General features: G+C 38.6%; 27 protein-coding genes. 5 read left to right on the top strand and 22 right to left on the bottom strand.

Annotated features, from left to right (window positions below):
* Nucleotides 1-109: 109 nt before the first annotated feature.
* From DRW42_RS04340 to DRW42_RS04240, 22 genes are all read right to left on the bottom strand, one after another.
* On the bottom strand, nt 110-394 hold the full coding sequence (locus DRW42_RS04340) for a type II toxin-antitoxin system RelE/ParE family toxin (protein ID WP_147243664.1): 285 nt from the start codon (nt 392-394) through the stop codon (nt 110-112).
* Nucleotides 395-399: 5 nt separating this feature from the next.
* A complete protein-coding gene (locus DRW42_RS04335) occupies nt 400-606 on the bottom strand; it encodes a DUF2683 family protein (protein ID WP_113947609.1) in 207 nt (68 codons plus the stop codon).
* 296 nt (nt 607-902) lie between these two features.
* Entirely contained in the window at nt 903-2,156 is a 1,254-nt protein-coding gene (locus tag DRW42_RS04330; protein WP_113947608.1) for a pyridoxal phosphate-dependent aminotransferase, read from the bottom strand.
* Between the two features lie 30 nt (nt 2,157-2,186).
* Complete coding sequence (locus tag DRW42_RS04325) at nt 2,187-2,519, bottom strand: type II toxin-antitoxin system RelE/ParE family toxin (protein WP_113947607.1); 333 nt, start codon at nt 2,517-2,519, stop codon at nt 2,187-2,189.
* Nucleotides 2,519-2,707 (bottom strand): hypothetical protein, encoded by a 189-nt coding sequence (locus DRW42_RS04320; RefSeq protein ID WP_113947606.1) that lies wholly within the window; start codon nt 2,705-2,707, stop codon nt 2,519-2,521. Before DRW42_RS04320 ends, DRW42_RS04325 begins: the two co-directional genes overlap by 1 nt.
* A gap of 20 nt (nt 2,708-2,727) precedes the next feature.
* Nucleotides 2,728-4,059 (bottom strand): argininosuccinate lyase, encoded by a 1,332-nt coding sequence (gene argH, locus DRW42_RS04315; protein ID WP_113947605.1) that lies wholly within the window; start codon nt 4,057-4,059, stop codon nt 2,728-2,730.
* A gap of 94 nt (nt 4,060-4,153) precedes the next feature.
* The gene (locus DRW42_RS04310; protein WP_113947604.1) at nt 4,154-4,486 is read right to left on the bottom strand and encodes a DUF5615 family PIN-like protein; all 333 of its coding nucleotides are present in this window, start codon (nt 4,484-4,486) and stop codon (nt 4,154-4,156) included.
* Complete coding sequence (locus tag DRW42_RS04305) at nt 4,486-4,710, bottom strand: DUF433 domain-containing protein (RefSeq protein ID WP_208643495.1); 225 nt, start codon at nt 4,708-4,710, stop codon at nt 4,486-4,488. Before DRW42_RS04305 ends, DRW42_RS04310 begins: the two co-directional genes overlap by 1 nt.
* Before the next feature lie 310 nt (nt 4,711-5,020).
* Nucleotides 5,021-5,281, bottom strand: a complete 261-nt coding sequence (locus DRW42_RS28685; RefSeq protein WP_113947602.1) for a hypothetical protein — start codon at nt 5,279-5,281, stop codon at nt 5,021-5,023.
* A complete protein-coding gene (locus DRW42_RS28680) occupies nt 5,265-5,414 on the bottom strand; it encodes a hypothetical protein (RefSeq protein ID WP_158544277.1) in 150 nt (49 codons plus the stop codon). Before DRW42_RS28680 ends, DRW42_RS28685 begins: the two co-directional genes overlap by 17 nt.
* 76 nt (nt 5,415-5,490) lie before the next feature.
* Entirely contained in the window at nt 5,491-6,555 is a 1,065-nt protein-coding gene (locus tag DRW42_RS04295) for a M20 family metallo-hydrolase (protein ID WP_113947601.1), read from the bottom strand.
* 110 nt (nt 6,556-6,665) lie between these two features.
* On the bottom strand, nt 6,666-7,478 hold the full coding sequence (gene proC / locus DRW42_RS04290) for a pyrroline-5-carboxylate reductase (RefSeq protein WP_113947600.1): 813 nt from the start codon (nt 7,476-7,478) through the stop codon (nt 6,666-6,668).
* Nucleotides 7,479-7,669: 191 nt separating this feature from the next.
* A complete protein-coding gene (gene argB / locus DRW42_RS04285) occupies nt 7,670-8,506 on the bottom strand; it encodes an acetylglutamate kinase (RefSeq protein WP_113947599.1) in 837 nt (278 codons plus the stop codon).
* On the bottom strand, nt 8,496-9,548 hold the full coding sequence (locus DRW42_RS04280; protein ID WP_113947598.1) for a PDDEXK nuclease domain-containing protein: 1,053 nt from the start codon (nt 9,546-9,548) through the stop codon (nt 8,496-8,498). Before DRW42_RS04280 ends, argB begins: the two co-directional genes overlap by 11 nt.
* A gap of 10 nt (nt 9,549-9,558) precedes the next feature.
* On the bottom strand, nt 9,559-10,533 hold the full coding sequence (locus DRW42_RS04275; protein ID WP_113947798.1) for a Rossmann-fold NAD(P)-binding domain-containing protein: 975 nt from the start codon (nt 10,531-10,533) through the stop codon (nt 9,559-9,561).
* 171 nt (nt 10,534-10,704) lie between these two features.
* Complete coding sequence (locus DRW42_RS04270) at nt 10,705-11,835, bottom strand: aspartate aminotransferase family protein (RefSeq protein WP_113947597.1); 1,131 nt, start codon at nt 11,833-11,835, stop codon at nt 10,705-10,707.
* Between the two features lie 94 nt (nt 11,836-11,929).
* Nucleotides 11,930-12,286, bottom strand: a complete 357-nt coding sequence (locus DRW42_RS04265) for a four helix bundle protein (protein WP_113947596.1) — start codon at nt 12,284-12,286, stop codon at nt 11,930-11,932.
* A gap of 126 nt (nt 12,287-12,412) precedes the next feature.
* The gene (gene argC / locus DRW42_RS04260) at nt 12,413-13,396 is read right to left on the bottom strand and encodes an N-acetyl-gamma-glutamyl-phosphate reductase (protein WP_113947595.1); all 984 of its coding nucleotides are present in this window, start codon (nt 13,394-13,396) and stop codon (nt 12,413-12,415) included.
* 2 nt (nt 13,397-13,398) lie between these two features.
* Nucleotides 13,399-13,869: a GNAT family N-acetyltransferase gene (locus DRW42_RS04255; RefSeq protein ID WP_113947594.1), complete on the bottom strand. Its 471-nt coding sequence runs from the start codon at nt 13,867-13,869 to the stop codon at nt 13,399-13,401.
* The gene (locus DRW42_RS04250; RefSeq protein ID WP_113947593.1) at nt 13,862-14,212 is read right to left on the bottom strand and encodes a cupin domain-containing protein; all 351 of its coding nucleotides are present in this window, start codon (nt 14,210-14,212) and stop codon (nt 13,862-13,864) included. The genes DRW42_RS04255 and DRW42_RS04250 overlap by 8 nt, the downstream gene beginning before the upstream one ends.
* A gap of 89 nt (nt 14,213-14,301) precedes the next feature.
* Nucleotides 14,302-15,495 carry an argininosuccinate synthase gene (gene argG, locus DRW42_RS04245; RefSeq protein ID WP_113947592.1) on the bottom strand — a complete coding sequence of 398 codons (1,194 nt, stop codon included), beginning with the start codon at nt 15,493-15,495 and terminating at the stop codon, nt 14,302-14,304.
* Between the two features lies 1 nt (nt 15,496).
* Nucleotides 15,497-16,195, bottom strand: coding sequence for a GNAT family N-acetyltransferase (locus DRW42_RS04240; protein ID WP_113947591.1), 699 nt, complete (start codon nt 16,193-16,195; stop codon nt 15,497-15,499).
* A 580-nt stretch (nt 16,196-16,775) separates the two neighbouring features.
* On the opposite strand from DRW42_RS04240, the gene DRW42_RS04235 reads away from it, so the two are divergent.
* From DRW42_RS04235 to DRW42_RS04215, 5 genes are all read left to right on the top strand, one after another.
* Nucleotides 16,776-17,477, top strand: a complete 702-nt coding sequence (locus DRW42_RS04235) for a DUF4397 domain-containing protein (protein WP_113947590.1) — start codon at nt 16,776-16,778, stop codon at nt 17,475-17,477.
* Nucleotides 17,478-17,778: 301 nt separating this feature from the next.
* On the top strand, nt 17,779-20,214 hold the full coding sequence (locus DRW42_RS04230; protein WP_113947589.1) for a TonB-dependent receptor: 2,436 nt from the start codon (nt 17,779-17,781) through the stop codon (nt 20,212-20,214).
* Between the two features lie 23 nt (nt 20,215-20,237).
* On the top strand, nt 20,238-22,667 hold the full coding sequence (locus DRW42_RS04225; protein ID WP_113947588.1) for a TonB-dependent receptor: 2,430 nt from the start codon (nt 20,238-20,240) through the stop codon (nt 22,665-22,667).
* A gap of 61 nt (nt 22,668-22,728) precedes the next feature.
* Nucleotides 22,729-23,439 carry a DUF4198 domain-containing protein gene (locus DRW42_RS04220; RefSeq protein WP_113947587.1) on the top strand — a complete coding sequence of 237 codons (711 nt, stop codon included), beginning with the start codon at nt 22,729-22,731 and terminating at the stop codon, nt 23,437-23,439.
* 74 nt (nt 23,440-23,513) lie between these two features.
* Complete coding sequence (locus DRW42_RS04215) at nt 23,514-24,716, top strand: PepSY-associated TM helix domain-containing protein (RefSeq protein WP_113947797.1); 1,203 nt, start codon at nt 23,514-23,516, stop codon at nt 24,714-24,716.
* The last annotated feature ends 12 nt before the right edge of the window (nt 24,717-24,728 follow it).

Genomic DNA, 24,728 nt, shown 5'->3' with positions numbered 1-24,728 from the left:
GAGATAGATTTTGCTTCGCCGAGCCTTCGGGTTCTCGGCTGCGTTGCACTCCGCTCGAAATGACGATTATTTGCAGAAACCTGTGAGGTTTTTTGTATGAAGATAAAAATTAAAAGAACATCGGTTCCTGTCTATTATCCCAAAAGAAAAGAACTTCTATGCGATCAGGTTTAATCTGGTAAAACACAGAAGAAATCTTTTTAATTAATCCTTGCCGGATATTGGGATCTAACTCCGTTTCTTTATAGATGAATGGCGAATTGCCAATTAATTCTAAAGTTTTAATGGTATTCTTTTTAAAATCACTTACTGCTTTTTCACCTAGTCTTTCACGTATCTGAGCGCAGATCGATTCAAAAGTTTTTAATGCTGTTTCCGATATGATAACGGGCAAGCCCATCAGATCGTTGAAATTTTTTCCTTAAACTCTTCTAAAGAAAAACTTTTTCCCGCTTTGATATCATCTTGTCCTTTTCTTATACCTGCTACCACATGCTCTGGCAAATCATGACCTTTTTTTATCTCATAAGGAACCTCTAAAGCTTTAAGAAATGCCTTTAAAGCTTTTTCTTGTATTTTATCGGGATGTACAAGGTAAGTTTCCATATTAATGCGATTTTAAACTAATATACAAATTTAACGATTATTAAATAAAACCTATACAGGTCGAAGTAGTTTCTGCGCAGAGCGTAAAACGAAAAATCCTCTTCAATTAATTTTGAAGAGGATTTACATGTTTGTCTGACCGATCGGAACAAGCTTAACTTAAATAAACTGATTGACGGGAAAAGCTCCCGATTTTTCATCGGGACTTGTACCAAAAGCAGGGCTGCAACAACCGATGAGCATTGCAATTGCTTTTCAAAAAAAGATTTTTGTTGAACTATAGACTATAAATAACTTTATTTCAACTTACTCAAAGCTGTTTTAATCCTGGGCAACATATCTTTGATATCCTGTAAAGTACAAGCTCCAACCGATGCCCTGAACCATGGCATACTGTCTTCGTTACCAAAGGCCGAAAAAGGTACCAAGGCTGCTCCGGCTTCTTTGATCAGGTAGAAATTAACGTCTGCGCTGTCTTTTAAAACCTGGCCATCTTCAGTCGTTTTTCCGATATAGTCTATTTTAATGGTTAAATAAATGGCACCCATAGGCTCTACGGCATCAACATTAAAACCCTCGTTTTTCAATTCGTTAAAACCATTATAAAGGGCATTTAAACTATCCTGGATCTGGCCTTTAAAACTGATTAAAAAAGCATCAACCTGCGCTTTATCGTTAAAATAGTTAGACATGGCTACCTGCTCGGCTTTTGGCGCCCAGGCGCCCATGTGACCAACCAATGCTTTCATTCTGTTAATAATATCTTCCGGACCAAAACCCCAGCCTACACGCACGCCTGTGGCTGCTAAACACTTAGAGCTGCCATCAACAAAAACGGTAAAAGGCCTCATCCCTGGTCTTAAAGAAACCGGATTTACGTGTTCTTTACCAAAAGTTAAAAGCGAATAAATCTGATCGTACATTAAATACAATGGCTTTTCATCAGCTCCTCGGCTTGCATTTTCTTCTAAAACCGCATCACAGATTTCCGCTAACGATTCTGCATCAAACATCGTTCCGGTTGGATTTAACGGCGAACATAAGGCCAGTAAAGTTGCCCCTTTTAAATGTGGTTTTAATTGTGCCGCAGTTGGCATAAAATTATGCTCAGCATCAGTTTCTACAGCAATGGTTTTTGCTGAAGTTAAATGCGAATAGTGGTTATTGTTCCATGATGGTGCCGGAAAAACCACGGTATCGCCCGGATCGATCAAAGCCAGATAAGTAGCATAAATCAAAGGACGTGAACCACCAGAAACTAGAATGCTGTTGGTGTTATATTCCAGTCCGAATCTATCTTTCAATAATTCTGAAACGGTCTCGCGTAATGGTAGCACACCATCTGCAGGTGGATAATTGGTTTGATTTGCGTTATAAGCCTCTACAATCCCTGCTTTTAATTCAGTTGGGATTGGGTAGATGTTGGCATCGAAATCGCCGATGGTTAAATTGGCAATTGAAGCGCCTTTGCGTTTCATTTCGTTAACCTCGTTACCAATTTTAATAATTTCTGAACCAATTAATGAACTGGCCAATACTGAAACTTTCATATGTATATATTGAAACTGCTTTTAGCAGATTTATAATGCTTTAATTATTTTTTGAAGTTCTTTTTTATCAATATTACTCTCTTCCGATTTATCATATAGGGTTAGCATATTGATAACGACACCATCCTGCATATTTGAAACCAGATAAGTTACTATTCTAAACCCTCCACTTTTACCTTTACCCTTGCTTTTTACTGCCAGTCTAATTTTATATAGCCCTGCACCTAGATCAGTACCCTGTTGCGGATTCTCAAGAAGTTTCTCTTCAAGTTCATAGAGATCTTCAACTAAAGAAAGATATTTCTTTTTGTAGACTTTGGCTTTTTTAATAAAAACATCGGAATAAAGAACTTCATTAGCCATTAAATGTCTTTTAAACTTAAAGACTTCCGTTTTCCTTGCTGCATTTCCTTAATCTCTTTTAAGGCTTGAGCAATTTCAGACGTTATCTGGCTTGTTGGTTCAGATTTAACTTTTGCACCAATTTTGCTAAGGAATTCTTTTACAAAACCTGCGTCTTTATCCTTAATTTCTATTGTTAAAGTTGTCATAATTACAAATTTAGCATAATTTATTTAACCAGATTTTCTATTGCGTTATTCACTTTGCCAAAACCAAACTGAGACAGTACATCCTGCATTGCGGCACTAATCTGTTCATTGCAAAGGTTGCCAATGCTACCTTCGTGTGTATGATGTATCTGGCTAGATGGGGCAAAAGTACCACTTTCTATCTGTTCGCCAACAATTTTATAGGCTTCCCTAAATGGAACGCCTTGTAAAGCCAGATCGTTCACTACTTCAACGCTAAACAGATAATCATATTTTTTATCCTTCAAAATATCATCCTTGATGGTGATGTTCTGAAACATAAAAGTGGCAATTTCCAAACATTCGTTTAAAGAAGTGATCGCCGGGAACAGGTTTTCTTTCAGTAATTGCAGATCGCGGTGATAACCTGAAGGCAGATTGGTAATCATCATGGCAATTTCGTTCGGCAGGGCCTGGATTTTATTGCACCGCGAACGGATCAGTTCAAAAACATCCGGGTTTTTCTTGTGCGGCATAATACTCGAACCGGTGGTAAGTTCTGGTGGAAAACTGATAAAACCAAAATTCTGGTTGATGAATAAACAAACATCCATCGCCATTTTAGCCAAAGTTGCAGCCACTGCGCTCATGGCCTGTGCCAAAATCCTTTCGGTTTTACCACGGCCCATCTGCGCATAAACTACATTATAGTTTAAGCTTTCGAAGCCTAACAATTCGGTGGTTAGGGTCCTGTTTAAAGGAAATGACGAACCATAACCAGCAGCAGAACCCAATGGATTTTTATTGGTAATTTTCCAGGCAGCAAGCATCAGCTCCATATCATCGGCAAGGCTTTCGGCATAAGCGCCAAACCACAAACCAAATGATGACGGCATGGCAATCTGCAAATGGGTATAACCTGGCATTAATTTGTCTTTATGCGTATTGCTCAGCTCGATTAACTGGTTAAACAAGGTTGAAGTCTGATTAACCATATCTTCGATGCAGGCCCTGAAAAACAATTTCAGATCTACCAAAACCTGATCGTTGCGCGAACGGCCGCTATGGATTTTTTTACCTGCTTCACCAATACGCTGGGTTAAGAGCCATTCAACCTGAGAGTGCACATCTTCTACCGTATTTTCGATGGTAAAATTTCCGGCTTCGATTTCAGCATAAATGTTTTTAAGTTCCTGCTGAACAGTTTTTAACTCATCAGCGGTTAACAGATTAATAGTTTCGAGCATTTGCGTATGTGCCAGAGAGCCCAAAACATCAAATTTTGCCATTTGCAGGTCCAGTTCGCGGTCTTTCCCTACCGTAAAACTCTCTACAAACTGATTAACATCTATATTTTTTTGCCAGATTTTCATTATAGTCTTTATTTTTTAATGGCAATGAAGCTTGCTACGCAGGTTTCATATTTAATCTTCGTCATTGCGAGGACGAACTTATTGTATATTATTTTTACTGAAGTTCTAAACAGGAAAATTCATCCTGTTTAACAAAATCGTTTATTAATTCTTTTTTTTCTATTAAAGTTTTTGCGATTCCAGTGGTGGTATTATTTCCAAAACGAAGCCAGACTATTTTGGGAGGATGCCCATATAAGTTCGAAAATTCGTAAAAATCTGCATCGAAGGTTACTATCACATAGCCGTTCTGACCAGCAAAAGTCCAGATCTCCTTATCTGATCTGTTTTCTAATTTCAAACGTCTTATTTGATCACAAGCTGGAAAATCAGCCTCTAAAAGTTTTGTTATCCTATGTGATATGTTTTGATCGAACAATAATTTCACTAGGCAACTCTTATATTATGTTCCCTGTCTGCAGAGTAGGCCAGACATGCTAGTACTTCTTCTTCATTAATTTCAGGAAAATCTTCCAAAATATTCTGAACAGTCATTCCATTAGATAACCAACTTAAAACATCATAAACAGCAATTCTGGTTCCTTTGATACAAGGTTTACCAAAGCGTTTATTTGAATTAATCTCTATGAAATTAGAATAAGTTTTCATCATGTAAAGATAAACAATTTTGATTTAAGATAAGGTAATCTAATTTTTAAAGAGGTGCTAATATCATTAGATTTTGCTTTTACTTATTGTTTAAAACATCTCCTATAGAGTTATATATTTCTAAAATAGCTTTAAGGTTTTTGTTTTCTACATGAAGTAACAAAGAAGTAAATATTTTCATGTTTATATCAATTGATGTTATTTCTATAACATTATCTATCTTATTAATTCTATTTTTAAAAGTTGAATCCTTATACCATCTATTGAATACCCTGAAGCGCTGTTCGGCTTTATCCTCATTGTTAGAACAAACCTATATAACCGAATATTGAGATTGTTCAAAAAACTTACTGATGATATGCTTTATGGTTTCTGAAATCTTTAAATCAAATATTTCTTTTTCTATGCCAATTTTTTCAATGACAATTTGAAAAACATTTGAAATATCTTTTCCAGAAATTTCACTCAGGGTATGATCCTCAACAAAAGCAATGCTGTAGAGTAAACCGTTTTTTGTGGAAAAGTTATATGTATTTGTAATTCCGTCGAATACGTAATTATAATGGTTTTGCAAGTTTAATTCCTTTTTTTGTTAACTGATCCAAAGTAATTTGACCTTGCATGTAGGTACGTACAGCATTTTTCTCTGCAATTATTTTTTGAAGGACAGATATAACTTTTTCTTTACTTGCTTGTACTTTTTTCATTACTACAAATATACAAATTAATCACAAAACCTACAAAACAAGCTGGGCAACAACAATATACAGAAATTTAAATGATTTAAACAATAACCGGTTTCAACATATTTACATAACCTGCAACTCCTTCGGCCACTTCGCGTACATACAAAAACTCATCCGCCATGTGCGATCGGCCTGAAAAACCTGGTCCACATTTTACCGACGGGATATCCAGTAAAGCCTGATCGGACGTTGTTGGGGAGCCGTAAGTAGTTCTTCCCAGTGCCACACCGGCCTGAACTACAGGATGGTTTTTATCAATCGACGAAGGTTTTAAACGGATAGAACGCGGGGTAACATCACAATCAACATTTGCACGGATAATTTCCAAAACTTCTTCATTGGTATAGGCATCGGTAACACGTACATCAACCGTGAAAGTGCAATTTGCCGGCACAACATTGTGCTGCGAACCTGCATTGATAATGGTTACTGTCATTTTTAACGGACCAAAAACCTCAGATACTTTAGGAAACTGATAATTTCTGAACCATTCGATGTCTTTCAGCGCCTTGTAAATGGCATTTTCTCCCTCTTCACGGGCGGCATGACCAGCTTTACCATGAGATACGCAGTCCAACACCAATAATCCGCGTTCGGCAATGGCTAAATTCATTTCTGTTGGTTCGCCTACAATTCCGAATTCCAGTTCGCCTAAATCAGGCAGAACCAGTTCTAAACCGTTATTACCCGAAATTTCTTCTTCGGCAGTTGCGGCCAGACAGATATTATATTTTAAATTTTCCTGTTCATAATAATATAAAAACGTACCGATTAGCGAAACCAGACATCCACCTGCATCATTGCTGCCCAAGCCGAATAATTTATCACCTTCAATTGCAGCATCGTAAGGATCGCGGGTATAACCAGAATTTGGCTTTACCGTATCGTGATGCGAATTTAAAAGCAATGTGGGTTTATTTGCATCAAAATGTTTGTTGTAAGCCCAAACGTTGTTCATTTTACGCTGGGTCTTAATCCCTCTCTCCTCCAAAAACTGCGCAATTAAATTCGCCGTCCGGTCTTCTTCTTTACTAAAAGACTGGATGCGGATTAACTGTCGCAATAAATCCAGACTTTCTTTTTGTATATTTTCTAGTAACATAATATCAAGTAGTTAGTATCAAGTAGCAAGATAAGTTTTATCTTTAACCTGTTACTTTTAATTTTGGTTAGGTATATCATCCATCTTACCTTAACCATTTTACATCGATTTTAACCTTCTTTGGTATATAAATTTCCGGCTTTTAAGGCCGAAAGTTTAATACCTTTTATCAGTGATGAGCTAAAACCATTGTGCTCCATTTCGTTTAACCCGGCAATGGTACAACCTTTCGGCGAAGTTACTTTATCTATTTCTGATTCTGGGTGTGTTCCATGTAATAAAAGCAAATCAGCTGCACCTTTTGCAGTTTGCACGGCCATCTTCAGCGCTTCATCGGCATGGAAGCCAATTTCTACACCACCCTGCGATGCTGCCCTAATTGCCCTCAAGAAAAACGCAATACCACAGGCGCAAAGTGCAGTTGCCGAAGTCATTAAATCTTCGTTTATTTTAACCACAGAACCAACTGTTTCGAACATTTTGGTCACGTTAGTAATATTTTCTGCCGAAGCATTATCGCTGGCCATACAGGTCATTGATTGGCCGATAGCGATGGCCGTATTTGGCATTACGCGGATTACCTCTACATCAGCTCCCAGTTTTTCCTTCACCGCGGCACAGCTCACGCCGGAAATTACCGAAATAACCAAATGTTTAGCAGGAGCAATTGAAGATTGAATTTCATCTAAAACTGTATTTAATTGCTGGGGAAGAACCGCTAAAATCACCACATCAGCATCAACAACAGCTTGTTTATTATTATTACTTACCTTAAAACCGGCTTCGGCATACGATTTTAAATGGTCGATATTTCTACGGGTAAGTGTAATGTCGGCAGCTTGTGCAAAATTGGCTTTTACCAAACCTTTTGCTAAAGATAAACCGATATTTCCACTACCGATTATGGCTATTTTTTTTGTCATGATTACTAATTTTCCTGCGGGTTGATTACACAGATTATTTGATTACACAGATTTTGTTCTTCCTTCGGTTTGACTTCACAGATTAGTTGATTACACCGATTTTCGGGTCAAGTTTATGCGTTGTGTAAAACCTTCAGCCATCCTATCCTCCACTTTCAGCCTTACACCTTCAACCTTCCTGCCTTCTACCTCTATTTAAGCATTTTGGTTCCGAAAGTACCTTCGGCAAGTTCAGCTAATTCATCTGCTTTACCAATGTATACTGCCGAAACACCTTTTTTAATGGCTTCGAATGCATTGTGCAGCTTAGGAATCATGCCACCTTGTACCGTTCCATCTGATTTTAAGCCTTCAAATTCATCAGCTTTGATTTCTCTCACTACAGAAGCATCATCATTAACATCCTTCAGTACGCCTTTTTTCTCAAAGCAATATACCAAACGCGTTTCATATAATCCCGACATCGCCACCGCAACTGAAGATGCAATGGTATCGGCATTGGTATTTAAAAGTTGCGTATTACCATCATGCGTAATGGCACATAAAACAGGAACGAAGCCAGCTTTTAACAAACTATCTAAAGTTGTTGAAGAAACAGAATTTTCATCCAGATCGCCAACATAACCATAATCGATTACGGCACCAGCCAATGGTCCTGGAGCAATACCATGTGTTACGGTTTTTAACGAACGTTTTGTTGCCTTGATCACATTCCCATCAGCACCACTCAATCCGATGGCATTGCTGCCTTTGGCCTGTAACTGAGCAACCATGTTCTTGTTGATCAAACCAGCGTAAACCATGGTAACAATCCGCAGGGTTTCAATATCCGTAATCCGCCGGCCTTCAATCATTTTGGCTTCAATGCCTAACGATTCGCCCAATTCGGTTGCAATTTTACCACCACCATGTACCAGGATCTTATCTCCCGGTAATGCGGTAAAATCCAACAAAAACTGATGCAGGTTCTCTGAATTATCGATTACGTTTCCGCCTATTTTTATGATAGTGAGTTGTTTATTCTTCATTTCTATAGAAAATTTCTGAAAGTTGATTTAATTTTTCTGCAAGCAGTTTTTTATCGATCAATTTAGTTTCGTAATCTGCGATTAAAGCTGGCGACAAGTTTCTGGCCAAGGCGTATTCTACAACCTCAACATCTTTACCTTTGCACAATAAAACACCAATACTAGGATTTTCGAATGGCCGCTTAACATCTCTATCCAAAGCTTCGAGATAGAAATTTAATTTTCCCAAAAATTCTGGCTGAAATTCTTCTATCTTCAACTCAAACAATACCATGCACTGTAAATCGCGATGATAAAATAGCAGATCGGTATAATAATCTTTATTTCCAACCTGCAGCCTGTACTCGCTTCCCATATAGGTAAAGCCTTTTCCCATTTCTAATATGAAATTCTGCAGGTTTTTAATTAAGGCCTGTTGTAAATCGTCTTCCGAATGAATTTCGGGTAGAGCTAAAAATTCAAAAACATACGGATCTTTAAAAATCCCTTCGGGTAAATGCTTGGTTATAACACCGCCAAATTTATTACCAAGCATAGTACGTTCGAAAGTAGCAGAATTTAACTGACGTTCGAGTTCCCGCGTAGATAGCTTTTCTTTTATACTTTGATAAAGATAAAATAATTTCTCCTCGCTTGTTTTTGTTTTAGTTAAAATTAACAAATGATTTGTCCAACTAATTTGTGTCAGCAGTGTTGTCACAAATTTATCATCCTTATTATCAATACCTTGCAATTGTGTCAGCAGTGCTGACACAATTCCTTCGTCGCTGTACATCTCATAAAACTGTTTCATTCTATAAAGTCCACGACGGTTAAATCCCTTTAAAAACGGTTGCCTTTTTATTATATAATCAGCTAAGTCATTTACAGTCCTATCGCCCCAATTACCATTGGCAACTTTTTCAGAAACAATTTGTCCAACGTTAAAATATAACATTACAAGTTCCGCATTCGCTTTGGTGTAAACCCTGTTCCGGGCCTCCGTAATAAGCAAAATAATATGCTCGAAATCTGTTGTAATATTTTTAATTGGATTATCCATTCAGCAAATGTTATTTCAATTCTTCCAGCATTGCTTTAATTACTGCCTGTGCAGCCCACAAACGGTTTCCAGCTTCGTGGATAACCAGTGAATTTGGCCCGTCTAAAATTTCGGATGATAATTCCAGATCGCGGCGAACAGGTAAACAGTGCATTACTTTTGCATCGTTGGTAAATTTCAACTTTTCGTTGTTCATCATCCAGCCATCAGGATAAGTTAATACTTTACCATACTCTTTATAACTGCTCCAGTTTTTCACATACACATAATCTGCTCCGGCCAAAGCCTCTTCTAAATTGTATTGAATATCAGCATTAGTCGTAAAATCTTCCGAAAGTTCGTAACCTTCAGGTTGCGCAATCGTAAAATCGATCATACCCTCTTCCTGTGCTTTACACATCCACTCTGCAAACGAATTAGGCACCGCCTGGGGCAAGGCCTTAACATGTGGTGCCCAGGCTAAAACTACTTTTGGTTTACGTCCATCGGGTTGTTTTGTCCACGTTTCGTGAATGGTAATAATATCAGCAAAACTCTGTAAAGGGTGACGTGTTGCACTTTCTAAACTCACCACGGGTACAGCACAGTATTTCACAAATTTATTAAAGAAATCTTCGCTATAATCCTCTTCACGATTATTCAGTTTTGGGAAAGAACGCAGGCCCAAAATATCGCAATACTGTCCCATTACGGCTGCAGCCTCACGGATATGTTCAACGGTTGTGCCGTTCATTACCACACCATCCTGTGTTTCTAAAGCCCAGCCTTCTTTGTCCATATTCATCACCATTACGTTCATACCCAAATTTAAGGCTGCTTTTTGCGTACTTAACCGGGTACGTAAACTCGGGTTCATGAAAACCAGGCCCAGGGTTTTGTTTTTACCTAAATCCTGGTGCGCATATGGATTTGCTTTTAACGCAAGTGCATCATTTACAAATTGTTTGATGCTTGGAACATCGTGTACGGAAGTGAACAAGTTCATCTTTTCTATGAGGTTAAAGGTTGAGGGCTGAAAGGTTGAAGGTTTGTTCTCCCTCAATATCGCCATCCCTCAAAATTTATAATTGCGATTAATATCGCCTGATTTAATTTTTATTTTATAATTCTTAGCCTTTCTCAGGCTTTCCACCCTTCTACCTTCCCTCCATCTACCTTATTTTACTAATTTTCTAAAGGCAGCTAAAAATTCATCAGCGTGCGCTTTAGTCAAGTTTAAAGCAGGTAATAAACGGATTACGTTAGGTTTAGCTTCGCCGGTAAAAATATGGTATGTAAACAACAGCTCTTTTTTAACATGTGCAAGTTCTTCGGGCAATTCAATACCGATCATTAATCCGCGACCACGTACTTCTACCACCTGCTCAAATTTTTTCAATTCAGCAATCAGGTAATTCCCTACTTCTTCGGCGTTTTTGATCAGGTTATCTTTTTCCATCACTTCTAAAACCGCCAGTGCAGCAGCGCAGGCCAAATGATTACCGCCAAAAGTTGTACCTAACTCGCCATGCCAAGGTTTAAATTTAGGTGCAATAGAAATCCCCGCTACCGGAAATCCATTCCCCATTCCTTTTGCCATGGTATACACATCGGCTTCAACACCCGAATAATCGTGCGAGTAGAAAGAGCCCGTACGTCCGTAGCCACATTGTACGCTATCGGCAATATATACGGCATTATGTTCATCACAAAGCGAACGGATTTTTTGAAGAAAACTTTTGGAAGCTTCTTTAATACCACCAACTCCCTGGATACCTTCGATAATTACTGCTGAAATATCATTGCCCTGTGCTTTAAAAGTTTCTTCTAAAGCAACTTCATTATTAAAAGGCAAAAAGATTACATTTTCGGTCTGGTTAACCGGAGCCACAATTTTAGGATTATCGGTTACAGCAACTGCTAAGGAGGTACGGCCGTGGAAAGCACCTGTAAAGGCAATCACCTTTTTTCTTCCGTTGTAAAATGAAGCCAGTTTTAAAGCATTTTCGTTTGCTTCGGCACCTGAATTACATAAAAACAATTGAAAATCTTTTTTACCAGAAACTTCACCCAATTTCTCTGCAAGCTGAACCTGTAAAGGAATTTTAACCGAATTGGAATAAAAACCAACTTTATTTAACTGATCGGTTAAACGGCTTACATAATGTGGATGGGTATGGCCGATCGAAATCACGGCATGACCGCCATATAAATCTAAATATTGTTGTTCATTAGCATCCCAAACATTGCTGCCTGCTGCTTTTGTTATTTCTATATCGTTAAGTGGGTAAACGTCGAATAAGTTCATTTTTTAATAAGGTTGAAGACCAAAGACTAAAGACCAAAGCTTCCTGCAATATTTCATATAGCATCAAGCCTAATCTATCAGTATTCAATCTTGGTTATTGTCTTAGGTGTTTAATTAAGCCAATTAACATTGCTTTAACTTCACCAGCCATTTTATAAATTTCTAAATATTTGCTTTCTTCAAGATATTCTAAATCTTTTGCCAGAAAACAAGCGTATTCCATTTCTTGAACAGAGCCTAGAGCATTGTCAAGAAAATGTGCAAAATCTTTTTCGGTCCGCCGCCCTGCTCCTTCAACAATATTTAATGGAACAGAATATGCCGCTCTTTTTACCTGACTTTGCAAATCGTATTTTTCATGAGCAGGAAAATCAGGCAAAATGAATTTATAGACATATAGAACCATCAAATGTGATTTCTTCCAAACATCCAATTTCTGATAATCTCTCATTTTCTAAGCTTAAAAGCAAAAAGACTAAGCTTAATGCAATATTTAATCATTATTTACTTTATGTTGGCATCATGCTATATCCTCTTTGGTCTTTGGTCTTTCAGCTTTGGTCTATCAGCCTTCTACCTAGAAATTAGCGGCCTTTAAGCGTAAGCCGGCTGTTTCTTCAAAGCCGAACATTAAGTTCATGTTCTGAACCGCTTGGCCGCTAGCGCCTTTTAACAGGTTATCGATAATGCTGATGATAAACAATTTACCGCCATGTTTTTCTACATGAACCAGTGCTTTATTGGTATTTACAACCTGTTTTAAATCGATATTTTTCTGACTTACATGTGTAAAAGGATGCGTAGCATAATACGTTTCGTAAATATTTTGTGCTTCTTCCAAAGTTAAATCACTATCGAGATACATAGCAGCCAAAATCCCTCTGGTAAATGCACCACGCTGTGGGATAAAATTTAAAGCCTCGGAAAGTGATGGCTGCAGCTGTAACAAACTTTCACTGATTTCGTTCAGGTGCTGATGCTCAAATGCCTTATAAATGGAGAGGTTATTGTTTCTCCAGCTAAAGTGCGAAGTGGCAGCCAAACTCTGTCCGGCACCGGTTGAACCGGTTGTTGCATTGATGTGAACCTCTTTTTTGATCAATCCTTTTGCAGCCAGCGGCAATAAACCCAATTGGATACAGGTTGCAAAACAACCCGGATTGGCAATATTTTTAGCCGTTTTAATTTTATCACGGTTCAGTTCGGGCAATCCGTAAACAAATTCTCGGCTTTCGAATGCCGATTTTTCATTTAACCTGAAATCCTGTGATAAATCGATGATTTTAATGTTTTCGCTGATCGGATTAGCGGCTAAAAACTTTTTCGCATCACCGTGGCCAACACATAAAAATAATACATCGATATCTTGCGGAATATCGCTTACAAATTTTAAATCTGTATCGCCGATCAAATCAGTATGTACATCAGAAATCAGATTCCCTGCGTTACTGGTACTATTTACAAAAGCAATTTCAACATTTGGGTGGTTAACCAGGATGCGTAACATTTCGCCCCCAGTGTAACCTGCACCACCAATTATTCCTGCTTTAATTTTATTCATCTCTATGAGTTTAATGCTATTTTATAAAGAAAAAATTCTTCGTCGTTTCCCTGCTTTACAAAACCGATATTTTCGTACAGGTGCTGCGCAGTAAAATTGTTAATAGCGGTTTCCAATTGTACAAATGTAGACCCGTTGTTTCTGGCAAAATCCATTGCAGTTTTAATCAGGTTTTCGCCGATACCCTGCTTCCGATAATCTTCAGCAACATATAAATCGTTCAGAATCCAGTTTTTACTTAACCTTACTGAAGAATATTTTGGATATAACTGCGTAAAACCAACAGGCTGCTGACTATCATCATCTATGGCTACAAAAATAACCGATTCGTGGTGCTGTAAACGTTCATCAATGAAAGCCTTCGCCATACCGATATCCGAAAACTGTTTATAAAATATACGATACTGGTTAAACAGGCCAACTACCAAGTGGGCATCTGTTAATCCTAGCTGTTTTATCGTTATGTTATTCACAATCGGTTCTGTCGTTTTGGGTTGATGGGTATGAAAAGAGTATAAATTCTAAATCACCAACACCATTGTTCATAATTTTATGTTTATCACCGGCCTTAATCTGCAAACCTTTGCTGGTATCAACTGTAAATGTTTCGCCTTCAACTAAAAAAGTTGCCTGTCCTTTCAGTATAAAGAAAAATTGTTCGGCATAAGTATGAAAATGTAATTTTTCAGCAGTTTTTGCAGGCATCAACTCTTGTTTAATTACTGCCTCAGGCTTGCTTACAAAATTCCATCCATCACAGTTATCGCCCCATTTGTAGTGGCTTAAACAGTTATCTTTTGAAAGGATTTCGCTCATTTTTAGGTATCAAGTATTTAGTATCGAGTATTTGGTATCGACCATTTGGTATCAAGTATTTGGTATCGAGACCTTGGGCCTTCAACCTTTTAGCCTTCCACCTCACCATTCACTTTATGCCAGATCATTACCTGGTTGCCGAATATTTTAGAGAAACCTTTAACATCTTCTCCGCTCCAGGCGTTGTTCATTTCGCCGTAGCTGCCAAATTTATTGCTCATTAAATCATGGTTAGATTCAATTCCGATAATCTGGAAACGGTATGGCAACAGCTCTACAAACACCTTACCGCTCACAAACTTTTGTGTATCGGCTAAAAATGCCTCGATATTCCGCATAATCGGATCGTGGAACTGACCTTCGTGTAGCCAGTTGCCATAAAAAGATGATAACTGCTCTTTCCAGCTTAACTGCCATTTGGTTAAAGTATGTTTTTCTAAAGTATGGTGTGCTTTAATGATGATGATTGGTCCGGCGGCCTCGAAACCCACACGACCTTTAATGCCGATGATGGTATCACCAACGTGGATATCCCTGCCGATACCGAAAGGCTGTGCAATAGCCTGTAATTTCTGAATTGCCCTTACCGGTGCCAGTTTTTCGCCATCAATGGCAACCAGTTCGCCTTTTTCGAAAGTTAATTCTACTTTACGCGATTCTGTTTCGGTAACCTGTGTTGGCCATGCACTTTCGGGTAAAGTTTCGTGTGATGTTAAAGTTTCTTTCCCACCTACCGAAGTTCCCCATAAACCTTTATTGATGGAATATCTTGCTTTTTCGGCACTATATTCAACACCATGTTGTGCCAGATATTCAATTTCCGCTTCGCGTGATAATTTTAAATCCCTGATCGGGGTAATGATTTCAACTCCTGGAATTAGGATATTAAAGATCATATCAAAACGCACCTGATCGTTACCTGCTCCGGTACTACCGTGCGCAACATAATCGGCACCGATTTTTTTAACATAGTTGGCAATAGCTGTTGCCTGGCTTACGCGCTCAGCACTTACCGATAGCGGATAAGTTGCATTTTTCAATACGTTTCCAAAAATCAGGTATTTGATACAATCATCATAATAACCTTCTGTTTCATCTACCACAGCATGCGATTTTACGCCCAAAGCATAAGCTCTTTTCTCAATTTCCTGCAATTCTTCGTCAGAGAAACCACCGGTATTTACAATTACCGAATGAACTTCCAATCCGCGGTCCTGTGCAAGGTAAATACAACAAAATGAGGTATCTAAGCCTCCGCTAAATGCTAAAACAACTTTTTTCATGCTATTTAAATAAAAGGGTAAATAAAAATAAAAGGGCTTTTAAGCCTGATTTAGGCTTTGGTTTAACAACTAAACGTTGTTTAATGCGCATAAAACGCTCGTATAATTTTGGTTTTTTCTGTAGTTCTTCTGCAAACTTTTTGGCGGCATCATGTTTCTGCGTAGCCGGATCGTAAAGCATGGCGGTACACATGCAGTTTTTACGTTCCTTCATTTTTAATATCTCGAAGTTTACGCAACTCTGGCAGCCTTTCCAGAATTCTTCATCCTGTGTAAGCTCAGAATAGGTAACCGGTTCGTAACCCAAATCTGAATTGATTTTCATTACGGCCAAACCGGTTGTTAAACCAAAAATCTTTGCTTTAGGGTATAATGTTCTCGAAAGCTCGAAAACCTTTTCCTTAATGGCATGCGCCAAACCAGCTTTCCTGAATTTAGGAGAAACAATTAATCCGGAGTTGGCCACAAACTGTCCGTGGCTCCAGGTTTCGATATAACAGAAACCGGCCCATGTGCCATCCTTGTGGAAAGCAATTACAGCCTTGCCTTCAATCATCTTGCCTGCAACATAATCCGGCGAACGCTTTGCGATACCGGTACCACGTGCTTTAGCAGATTCTGCCATCTCGGTTACAATTTCTTCTGCAAATACACGATGTTCAGGAAGTGCAACCTGCACTATAAATTCGTTAATATCCATTCGTTTTCTAACGAAAAATTATAAGTATTCTTGTTAATTGGGTTTTTAGAGAGGATCAATTCCTCGTTACGTTTAGCTTGGGTACTAAATACGTGGAGTGAAATTTTGCCGGCTTGTGGGGTAATAAAATACGGGCTGAAAATGATTAATAAACAAACTTTTCCCAGACACTGATTGTGCTGTGGAAACAGAAAGTTTATGTAAAATTTGTTTAATCATTTCTTGCGTATTAAAACGGCTTTAACTCTATTGAGGTGCAAAGGTTTAAATAAAAATCGAGTTACACAATAATATCTCGTTTTTTTTATGTTAAGCTTTCGTTTTTTTTAAACTAATCTGACTTAACCATACACCTAATGGCCTTTCATAATTCCAAAAAAAAATACTTTTTAATCAATTTCAGGATGGCTACCTTTACCCGTGTTAACATTGTTAAAATATAATTTCAAACTTTAACATCTGCTTAACAACATTTAACACCCTTAATATTGTTTTAAATACAATATTTGCATAGCTGTAGCGAATGTTGCGGCGTTACCGTTTTAACATTATTTCCTACTATTAAATCAAATTTAACAATATGAAGAGTTCTACTCCATTTAATTTCAAAGCCCTTACTTTATTTGTGCTGATCGCTTTTACGGCTTTTACTTCATGCAAAAAAACAGAAACAGCCGATCCAACTATATCTTATATCAGGGTGGTTAATACTTCCCCATCTCTGGCTACTTACAATGCTTATTTTAACAGCACCATGCTTAACAGCGCAGCATTACCTTTTGGAGGTTCTGCATCTTACGCCTCTTTTGCAGCCGGTGCCTATACTTTAAAATTTACCACAGCAAGCAGCACCGAAAGTTTATTATCCAAAACCGTATCTTTAAGTGCCAGTTCTTATTATTCAACCTATCTTATCAACAAACCGAATGCATTGGATATTTATACCATAGGCGATGATCTTTCGGTGCCGGTAGCAGATAAAGCTTATATCCGTTTTATCAACTTATCTCCGGATGCAACAGCATTTGACCTGTTTAAAACCAGCGGCACTACCGCTTTATTTACAGGCAAAACCTTTAAAAATGCGAGTGGTTTTATTACCGTAGATGCAGGAACTTATTCACTTGATGCAAAAGAAACTTCATCGGGTACAGTTAAGGCTACAACGGGCAGTACTACTTTTACTGCCGGTTTCCATTATGATGTGATATTAAATGGCCTGGTTACACCTGCAAATGATACCGAACGCGCATTAACCTTACAGGCTATAACAATTAAATAAAACAATACTTTTTTTCTAATTGCCCTATGTTATTGATATGATATGGGGCTTTTTTATGCCCGTATATTTCTTTTTTCGATACTTGTTATCTTCTCTACCAGATAGACCCTGAAATAAATTCAGGGTGACGACCTAGCGTTAAAAATCTGCCAGAGACCTTTTAAACAAAATAATGACCGCACTTAGGTTATAACCTCAATTTTAACATTTTATTATTTAGAATAATTCAAAATAATTTGGATAATAACAATTTCTCCCGTTATTTTGCAGCTCTTTAGAATTAATCCAAATAAATAGTATCATGTTTAAAATCAAACTTTTTAGTTTAACATTTCTTTTAACTTTTCTCAGCTTACTCTCCTTTGCCCAGCAATTTTCTACCGTTAGCGGTACCGTTACCACATCAGATGGTAAACCAGCGGCTTATATTTCGGTAGGTTTGAAAGGAAAAGGTTTAGGGAATGTAACCAATGATAAAGGTACTTTCGAAATTCAACGCGTTAAACCAGGCTCTTATATTTTAAGGGTTTCGGCTGTAGGTGTACAAACAATAGAAAAACCGGTGGTAATTACTGCAGGTGAAAACAAAACGGTTGATTTTGTGATTAGTCAGAATTCTAACCAGCTCAGTGAGGTCAATATCAACAAAGCAAAGGATAACCGGTATTCCACCAAAAAAAGTGAATATATATCGAAAATGCCGCTTAATAACTTAGAAAACCCACAGGTTTACAATACTGTAGATAAGGCGGTGTTGGCCGACCAGATGGTTTTCTCTGTTGATGATGCAACAAGAAATATTCCGGGACTACAAAAAATGTGGGAGCCAACCGGACGTGGGGGCGATGGAGGCAGTTTCTTCAGTTTACGTGGCTTTACCGCACAATCATCATTAAGAAACGGAGTTGCAGGTTTAGTTACCGGAGGCATAGATGCGGTTAACCTCGAAAAACTAGAAGTATTAAAAGGTCCTTCGGGTACTTTATTTGGCAGCGCATTAACCTCTTACGGTGGTGCAATAAACCGCATAACCAAAAAACCTTTCTTCAAAACAGCTGGTGAAGTAAATGTTGCCCTGGGAAATTCGGATTTTAGCCGGGTTAGTGTAGATTTTAATAAACCTTTAGACAGCAACATCGCTTTCAGGATAAATGCAGCATATAATTACATCAATGATTTTCAGGGTGTAGGCTACGACAAAAGTTTTGCCATAGCACCAAGCTTGTTCTTCAAAATCACAAAGAAGCTAACCTTATCGTTAGATGCTGAAATTTTTAATACGCAAGGAACCGGAAAACAGGCCTTCTTTTTCTATTACCCCACTTCAGCGCTGGGCGCTACATCGCCGGCTGAAACCAAGCTGGATTACAACCAACCTTACAGGGGCGATGGATTGTTGAATACATCAAGAAGCACAAACTTTTTTGCTCAGGCAGATTATAAATTTTCTGAGCATTTCAGCTCTAGTACGATTTTTACCAGCAGTCACAGTTTTTCTAATGGTTATGGTCCTTATTTCTATTTATTGCCTGATAATGTAGTTACCGGAAAGCCAGAAGATGCGGGCAAAAGCAATTATCTGGTAAGGGCAGATCAATCTACAGAAAGTTCAAAAAGCCAGCTGTACGGCGTACAACAAAACTTCAATGCCGATTTTAATATCGGTAGTTTGCGCAACAGAACAGTTGTGGGATTCGATTTTTTTAGAAAAAGCCCAACCATCAATTTTAATGGCATCAACCAGTTTGATATTGTGCCTTTAAATGTTGCTGGATTTAATTATAGCCAATTTAATGGCCAAAATGTAGCACAACGCTATTTGCAGCAAAACATGGCACCTCCATATATTGTAAATGTAAAAACCAATATTTATGGCGCATATATTTCTGACGTATTAAATATAACCGACAGGTTAAGGGCATTGGCAGCATTGCGCTATGATTATTTCGATAATAAAGGCGGATTGGAATATAGCCCGGTCGAACCTTATGCCCAAAAGGGATTCTCGCCTAAATTTGGTTTGGTTTATCAACCGGTGAAGGATCAGGTTTCAATTTTTGCGAACTATCAAAATAGCTTTACCAACAAAGGTGCTTACCGTACACAGGTTAACGGCACACTAACTACTGCTATTGCAAAACTTGAGCAGGCAAATCAGATAGAAGGTGGTGTTAAACTCGACGCCTTTAATGGAAAATTATCATCTACCATTAGCTATTACAACATTAAAGTAGAGAACGTACTAAGGGCCGATCCTGTTGACCCGGCAAATTCTCAGATCCAGAATGGTACGCAGTTAAGTAAAGGGGTAGAAGTTGATATTATTGCCAACCCTTTAAATGGTTTAAATATTATTGCAGGTTTTGCTTACAATGATTCGAAATATACCGAGGCCGATGCTGATGTGATAAACAGAAGACCAGGCACCGCAATGTCTCCTTATGTTGCCAATTTCTTTGTCAGCTATCGCTTTACAAGAAATGCATTAAATGGCCTTGGCTTTGGATTTGGTGGTAATTATTCAAGTGATAACAAAATCGTGAATAGCGTTAGTATGGGCATATACACCCTACCTGCCTACACCGTTCTAAATGCATCTGCATTTTACGACCTTAAAAAAATTAGATTTTCTGCAAAGGTTGACAATTTAACCGACGAAAAATACTGGATAGGTTATACTACCCAAAATCCACAAAGGTTAAGAACTTATGCCGCTAGCGTTACCTACAAATTCTAATAAAATTTCTTATCAATATTAAAATGAATCAAATTAAAACCATTGGCTTAACGTTCTTACTCTCTCTTTTTAGTTTATTTTCTTTTGCACAACAATTTGGAACTATAAAAGGTAAAGTGTCTACCTCCAATGGAAAACCTGCAGCTTTTATCTCCATCGGATTAAAAGGAAGAGGTTTAGGAACTATCTCTGATGAAAATGGTTTATATACCATCAACAGGGTTAAAGCTGGCACCTACACCATTAAAGCATCGGCTGTGGGTATTGATCCATCAGAAAAAAGCATCACCATTACTGCCGGACAAAACCTTGTGGTAGATTTTACTTTGAAAGAAAACGATCAGGTACTGGAAGAAGTTACTGTAGCTGGCAAAAACAGCCGTTATAAAATCAGTCTTCCTTCGGCATCATTAAGATTGAATGAGCCATTGCTGGAAGCGCCTCAAAATATACAGACTGTTAGCGATCAGGTAATCAAAGATCAGCAGATCATCAGCATGAGCGATGGCCTGATCAGAAATGTGAGCGGTGCAGTACGTTTGGAACACTGGGGCGATATGTACACCAACATTACCATGCGCGGTTCGCAGATCCAGGCCATGCGCAATGGTTTTAATGTGGTATCATCATATTGGGGACCATTAACTGAGGATATGAGTATTGTAGACCATATCGAATTTGTAAAGGGTCCGGCAGGTTTTATGCTGGGCAATGGTGATCCGAGCGGAATGTACAATGTGGTAACCAAAAAGCCTACGGGATTTAACAAAGGCGAGGTTTCTTTCACCCTGGGAAGTTATGATCTTTACAGAACAACTGTTGATTTCGATCGTAAACTTACTGCCGATGGCAAATTCTTGTTCCGTTTAAATGCCGCAATGCAAAGCAAAGGTTCTTTCAGGCCTTATGAAAAAAACGACAGGTATACCTTTGCTCCGGTATTGAGTTACCAGATATCAGACCGCACCAAATTCACAGCTGAATATACCTTACAAAATGCAAAAATGACTGAGGTAGGTTCTTATTATATTTTTTCGCCGGCAGGTTATGCCACTTATCCAAGAGAATTAACCATGACCCAGCCAGGGCTTCCGCCAACCCGGATGAATGATCATAGCTTATTCTTAAATCTACAACATAACTTTAGCGATACCTGGAAATTAACAGCACAGGCAGCATATTTTAAATACCTGCAAAACGGATATAGTTCGTGGCCATCAGCAGTAAATGCAAATGGCACCTTAATCAGAAATGTAGGGATCTGGGACGCAGAGAGCAGCATGAAACTGGCCCAGTTATTCATCAATGGCCAGGCCAAAACTTTCGGCATTAACCACCGTATTTTAGCCGGGTTTGATGGTGGAAAGAAAAACTATATGGCAGATTGGGGCCAATCGCACGATCTGGATCTTCCAACTTCTCCTTTCAACCCTAATCATCCTGATTATGGCTTCCCAACCAATGGATTTCCAGACTTCGACCGCGCCACGCCACTAGCGCAAAGGGCTGTTGCAGCCGGAGGTTTAATGGATTCTAAATACCTGAGCGGTTACATCCAGGATGAACTCGGCTTTTTTAATAACATTGTGCGTTTAACATTGGCTGGCCGTTATACTTATGTAAGTCAGTCGGCCTGGGGCGGCGCACCAGATAAGGCAAAACATATTACCCCAAGGGTTGGTTTAAGTGTATCGGTTGATAAAAGCATGTCAATTTACGCTGTTTACGACGAAGCTTTTACCCCTCAATCGGGCTTATTGCGCAGTGGTGCCACCCCGAAACCCATTACCGGAAACAACAAGGAAATTGGCATTAAAAAAGACTGGTTTGATGGCCGCTGGAACACTACCCTATCTGCTTACAGGATAACCAAACAAAACGAACTGACCACAGATCCAAATAATGCTTTTATTCAGGATCCGAATTTCCCGAACGATCCTACAAAACAGATTAAAGAAAACTTTAGCGTTGTTTTGGGCGAAAAAAGAGCACAGGGTATCGAATTCGATTTAAGAGGTAAAATTGTGGAAGGTTTAACGCTGATTGCTAACTATGCCTACACCGACGCCAAAGTAACCAAAGTAACACCTGGTGTTGAAGGTATAAATGCTGGCGATATCATCCCAGGTTTTGCCAAACATGTATCAAATGCATGGTTAACCTACACGCTGCAGAACGGTGCACTTAAAGGTTCAGGGATTTCGGCAGGTTTTACCCACCTGGCCGGACGTGCAACCGACACCTGGAGTGTTGGTTTACAGAAACTGCCTAATTATTTTAAACTGGATGGAGGCATATTTTATGAGCAGCCGAAGTTTAAAGTAACAGCCAATGCATTTAACATTTTGGATAAGTATCTGTTTAGCGGATCGTATTACCAGTACTTAAATGCCTATTATTATCAGGCAGAAGCACCAAGAAACTATAGATTAAGCATTGCTTATAAATTTTAATAATACCAACCTGGAGCAGCTGGATCAGATCAGATGCTCCAGGTTTTAAAAAACCGAAAACATGAAAACTAAAATCTCATTACTAGCACTATTCCTTGCCTTTAGCATCTCGAATGTATTTGCACATGCCTTATGGATAGAAACATTGGCCACAGGAAAAAAAGGACAGCCTCAGGACGTAAAAGTTTTTTTTGGTGAGTATGAACACAATGAACCTGATACGGCAGTAAAATGGTTCAGCAATCTGAAAGATTTCAAACTGGTTTTAACTGCTCCAAATGGTACTACCAAAGTTTTAACAGCTTCGCCCGATGTACTTTTTTATAAAGCCAGTTTCACACCGGATCAGGATGGAACCTATAAACTTTCTATTGTACACGAGGTAGCGGCAGTTTACGAGAAAGCAAAAATCGAATATTATGCTTTTGCTGATGTTGCTGTAAGTACCTTAAAAATAAATACAGTTTTCCCTGCAGATGCAGCTTTAACCATCAGACCGGATAAACATGCCCTAAAAGTTGGTGAAACTGCCGTACACGAAGTTATTTATAACAAAGCACCTTTTGCAAACCAGAAGCTAACCGTTGTTGGTCCTGATAAAAAAGGCCAGCCTACCGCAACAGATGCCCAGGGCAAATTCAACTTTAAACCGGCTGCAAAGGGAAATTATTTTCTTGAAGCTTTTACAGAAGAAAAAAAACCTGGAAAACTGAATGGAAAGGATTATGAAAAAACCTGGCATTTAGTAACCTACACAACCGAGGTTAAATAACCTTATAGTTTCAAAATTTTTAACCAATTGATGGTTTTAGCCATCAATTGGTTCTTTTATTAAATAAAGCTTTAATGGCGCTAACAAAACCTAATCAGAAAAAAACAAAGAAATCGCAGATAAGAAGAATCAGCGATTGGCTGCACCTGTGGTTGGGTATCGCATCAGGTTTGGTGGTTTTTCATTTGGGTGTTACGGGTTGTATTTTCGCTTTTCAGAAAGAAATTACTGAGTTTATCCACAGAAAACAGTTTTTTGTTGAAGTACCGGCAAATAAACAAACTATTGCCTTAAGTAAATTAAAAGCAACCGCAGAAAAAGCTTTGGGCGGAAAGAAAAAAGTAACTTTTATCTCAAGTTATAGCCAGGCCGACCGCGCCTGGGAGTTTGGCACCTATAAACCCGGCGATCCTAAAGCTTTCTGGTATTTCGATTCGATAGATTATTATGACCTCGTACTCATCAATCCGTATACAGGTAAAGTCACAATGGTTACCGATTATAAATACGAGTTTTTCGGTATCATTAAAATGCTGCATTGGAGTTTCCTGATCAATCATCCTATCGGGCAACAAATTATAGGCTGGAGCACCATTATATTTGTTTTCCTCTTAATCTCCGGAATGGTGATGTGGTGGCCTAAAAACCTCAAAAAATCAAACTTTGATAAGAGTTTCAAAATTAAATGGAAGGCCAAGTTTAAACGCATCAATTACGACATGCACAATGTATTGGGCTTTTATGTGATGACCATCTGCCTGATGCTGGCTTTAACCGGATTGGTTTGGGCATTTCAATGGTTTCAGGCAACGGTTTATGTAGTGGCCTCGGGCAGCACTACGCCGCCAAAAGAAGTATCAGCTAAATCAGATTCGACCAAAACCATAAACGCCATCCCGTTTGATGTGGCTTTCGAAACGGCAAAAAAAACCTTTAAAAATGCTGAACGCATTGGCATGTCGCCGGCAGAAGGTGGTTCAGCAACCATTTATGCAACAGGTTATAAAGGGGCCGAAACCTACTGGAACTTCGATGTGCTGTTATTCGATCAGTATACAGGGAAATTACTGGCACGTAAAAACCAAAGCGACAAAAATGCCGGCGAAGCACTAATCGGCATGAATTACGATATCCATGTGGGCGCTATTTTGGGCCTGCCCGGAAAAATTATGGCATTTTTTGCAAGCCTTATTGCAGCAAGTTTGCCCATAACCGGATTTATCATCTGGTGGGGCAAAAAGAAAAAGAAGAAAAATCCCGCAGTTGCGGAAAACTAAGTACATCCTAAT

This window comes from Pedobacter miscanthi (genome assembly GCF_003315595.1).
Taxonomy (GTDB): domain Bacteria; phylum Bacteroidota; class Bacteroidia; order Sphingobacteriales; family Sphingobacteriaceae; genus Pedobacter; species Pedobacter miscanthi.
This window is presented reverse-complemented; position numbering and strand designations above follow the sequence as displayed.

Excerpts from the sequence above, each read along its gene's own strand:
- argH (WP_113947605.1), bottom strand. The coding sequence starts at position 4,059 with ATGAAAATCTGGCAAAAAAATATAGATGTTAATCAGTTTGTAGAGAGT.
- DRW42_RS04250 (WP_113947593.1), bottom strand. The coding sequence starts at position 14,212 with ATGAGCGAAATCCTTTCAAAAGATAACTGTTTAAGCCACTACAAATGG.
- argB (WP_113947599.1), bottom strand. The coding sequence starts at position 8,506 with ATGAAGAATAAACAACTCACTATCATAAAAATAGGCGGAAACGTAATC.
- DRW42_RS04295 (WP_113947601.1), bottom strand. The coding sequence starts at position 6,555 with ATGTTACTAGAAAATATACAAAAAGAAAGTCTGGATTTATTGCGACAG.
- DRW42_RS04280 (WP_113947598.1), bottom strand. The coding sequence starts at position 9,548 with ATGGATAATCCAATTAAAAATATTACAACAGATTTCGAGCATATTATT.
- argG (WP_113947592.1), bottom strand. The coding sequence starts at position 15,495 with ATGAAAAAAGTTGTTTTAGCATTTAGCGGAGGCTTAGATACCTCATTT.
- DRW42_RS04215 (WP_113947797.1), top strand. The coding sequence starts at position 23,514 with ATGGCGCTAACAAAACCTAATCAGAAAAAAACAAAGAAATCGCAGATA.
- DRW42_RS04305 (WP_208643495.1), bottom strand. The coding sequence starts at position 4,710 with ATGATGAAAACTTATTCTAATTTCATAGAGATTAATTCAAATAAACGC.
- DRW42_RS04225 (WP_113947588.1), top strand. The coding sequence starts at position 20,238 with ATGAATCAAATTAAAACCATTGGCTTAACGTTCTTACTCTCTCTTTTT.
- DRW42_RS04220 (WP_113947587.1), top strand. The coding sequence starts at position 22,729 with ATGAAAACTAAAATCTCATTACTAGCACTATTCCTTGCCTTTAGCATC.
- DRW42_RS04270 (WP_113947597.1), bottom strand. The coding sequence starts at position 11,835 with ATGAACTTATTCGACGTTTACCCACTTAACGATATAGAAATAACAAAA.
- DRW42_RS04240 (WP_113947591.1), bottom strand. The coding sequence starts at position 16,195 with ATGGATATTAACGAATTTATAGTGCAGGTTGCACTTCCTGAACATCGT.
- DRW42_RS04320 (WP_113947606.1), bottom strand. The coding sequence starts at position 2,707 with ATGACAACTTTAACAATAGAAATTAAGGATAAAGACGCAGGTTTTGTA.
- DRW42_RS04325 (WP_113947607.1), bottom strand. The coding sequence starts at position 2,519 with ATGGCTAATGAAGTTCTTTATTCCGATGTTTTTATTAAAAAAGCCAAA.
- DRW42_RS04330 (WP_113947608.1), bottom strand. The coding sequence starts at position 2,156 with ATGAAAGTTTCAGTATTGGCCAGTTCATTAATTGGTTCAGAAATTATT.
- DRW42_RS04335 (WP_113947609.1), bottom strand. The coding sequence starts at position 606 with ATGGAAACTTACCTTGTACATCCCGATAAAATACAAGAAAAAGCTTTA.
- DRW42_RS04235 (WP_113947590.1), top strand. The coding sequence starts at position 16,776 with ATGAAGAGTTCTACTCCATTTAATTTCAAAGCCCTTACTTTATTTGTG.
- DRW42_RS04230 (WP_113947589.1), top strand. The coding sequence starts at position 17,779 with ATGTTTAAAATCAAACTTTTTAGTTTAACATTTCTTTTAACTTTTCTC.
- DRW42_RS04265 (WP_113947596.1), bottom strand. The coding sequence starts at position 12,286 with ATGAGAGATTATCAGAAATTGGATGTTTGGAAGAAATCACATTTGATG.
- proC (WP_113947600.1), bottom strand. The coding sequence starts at position 7,478 with ATGACAAAAAAAATAGCCATAATCGGTAGTGGAAATATCGGTTTATCT.
- DRW42_RS04275 (WP_113947798.1), bottom strand. The coding sequence starts at position 10,533 with ATGAACTTGTTCACTTCCGTACACGATGTTCCAAGCATCAAACAATTT.
- DRW42_RS28680 (WP_158544277.1), bottom strand. The coding sequence starts at position 5,414 with ATGAAAAAAGTACAAGCAAGTAAAGAAAAAGTTATATCTGTCCTTCAA.
- argC (WP_113947595.1), bottom strand. The coding sequence starts at position 13,396 with ATGAATAAAATTAAAGCAGGAATAATTGGTGGTGCAGGTTACACTGGG.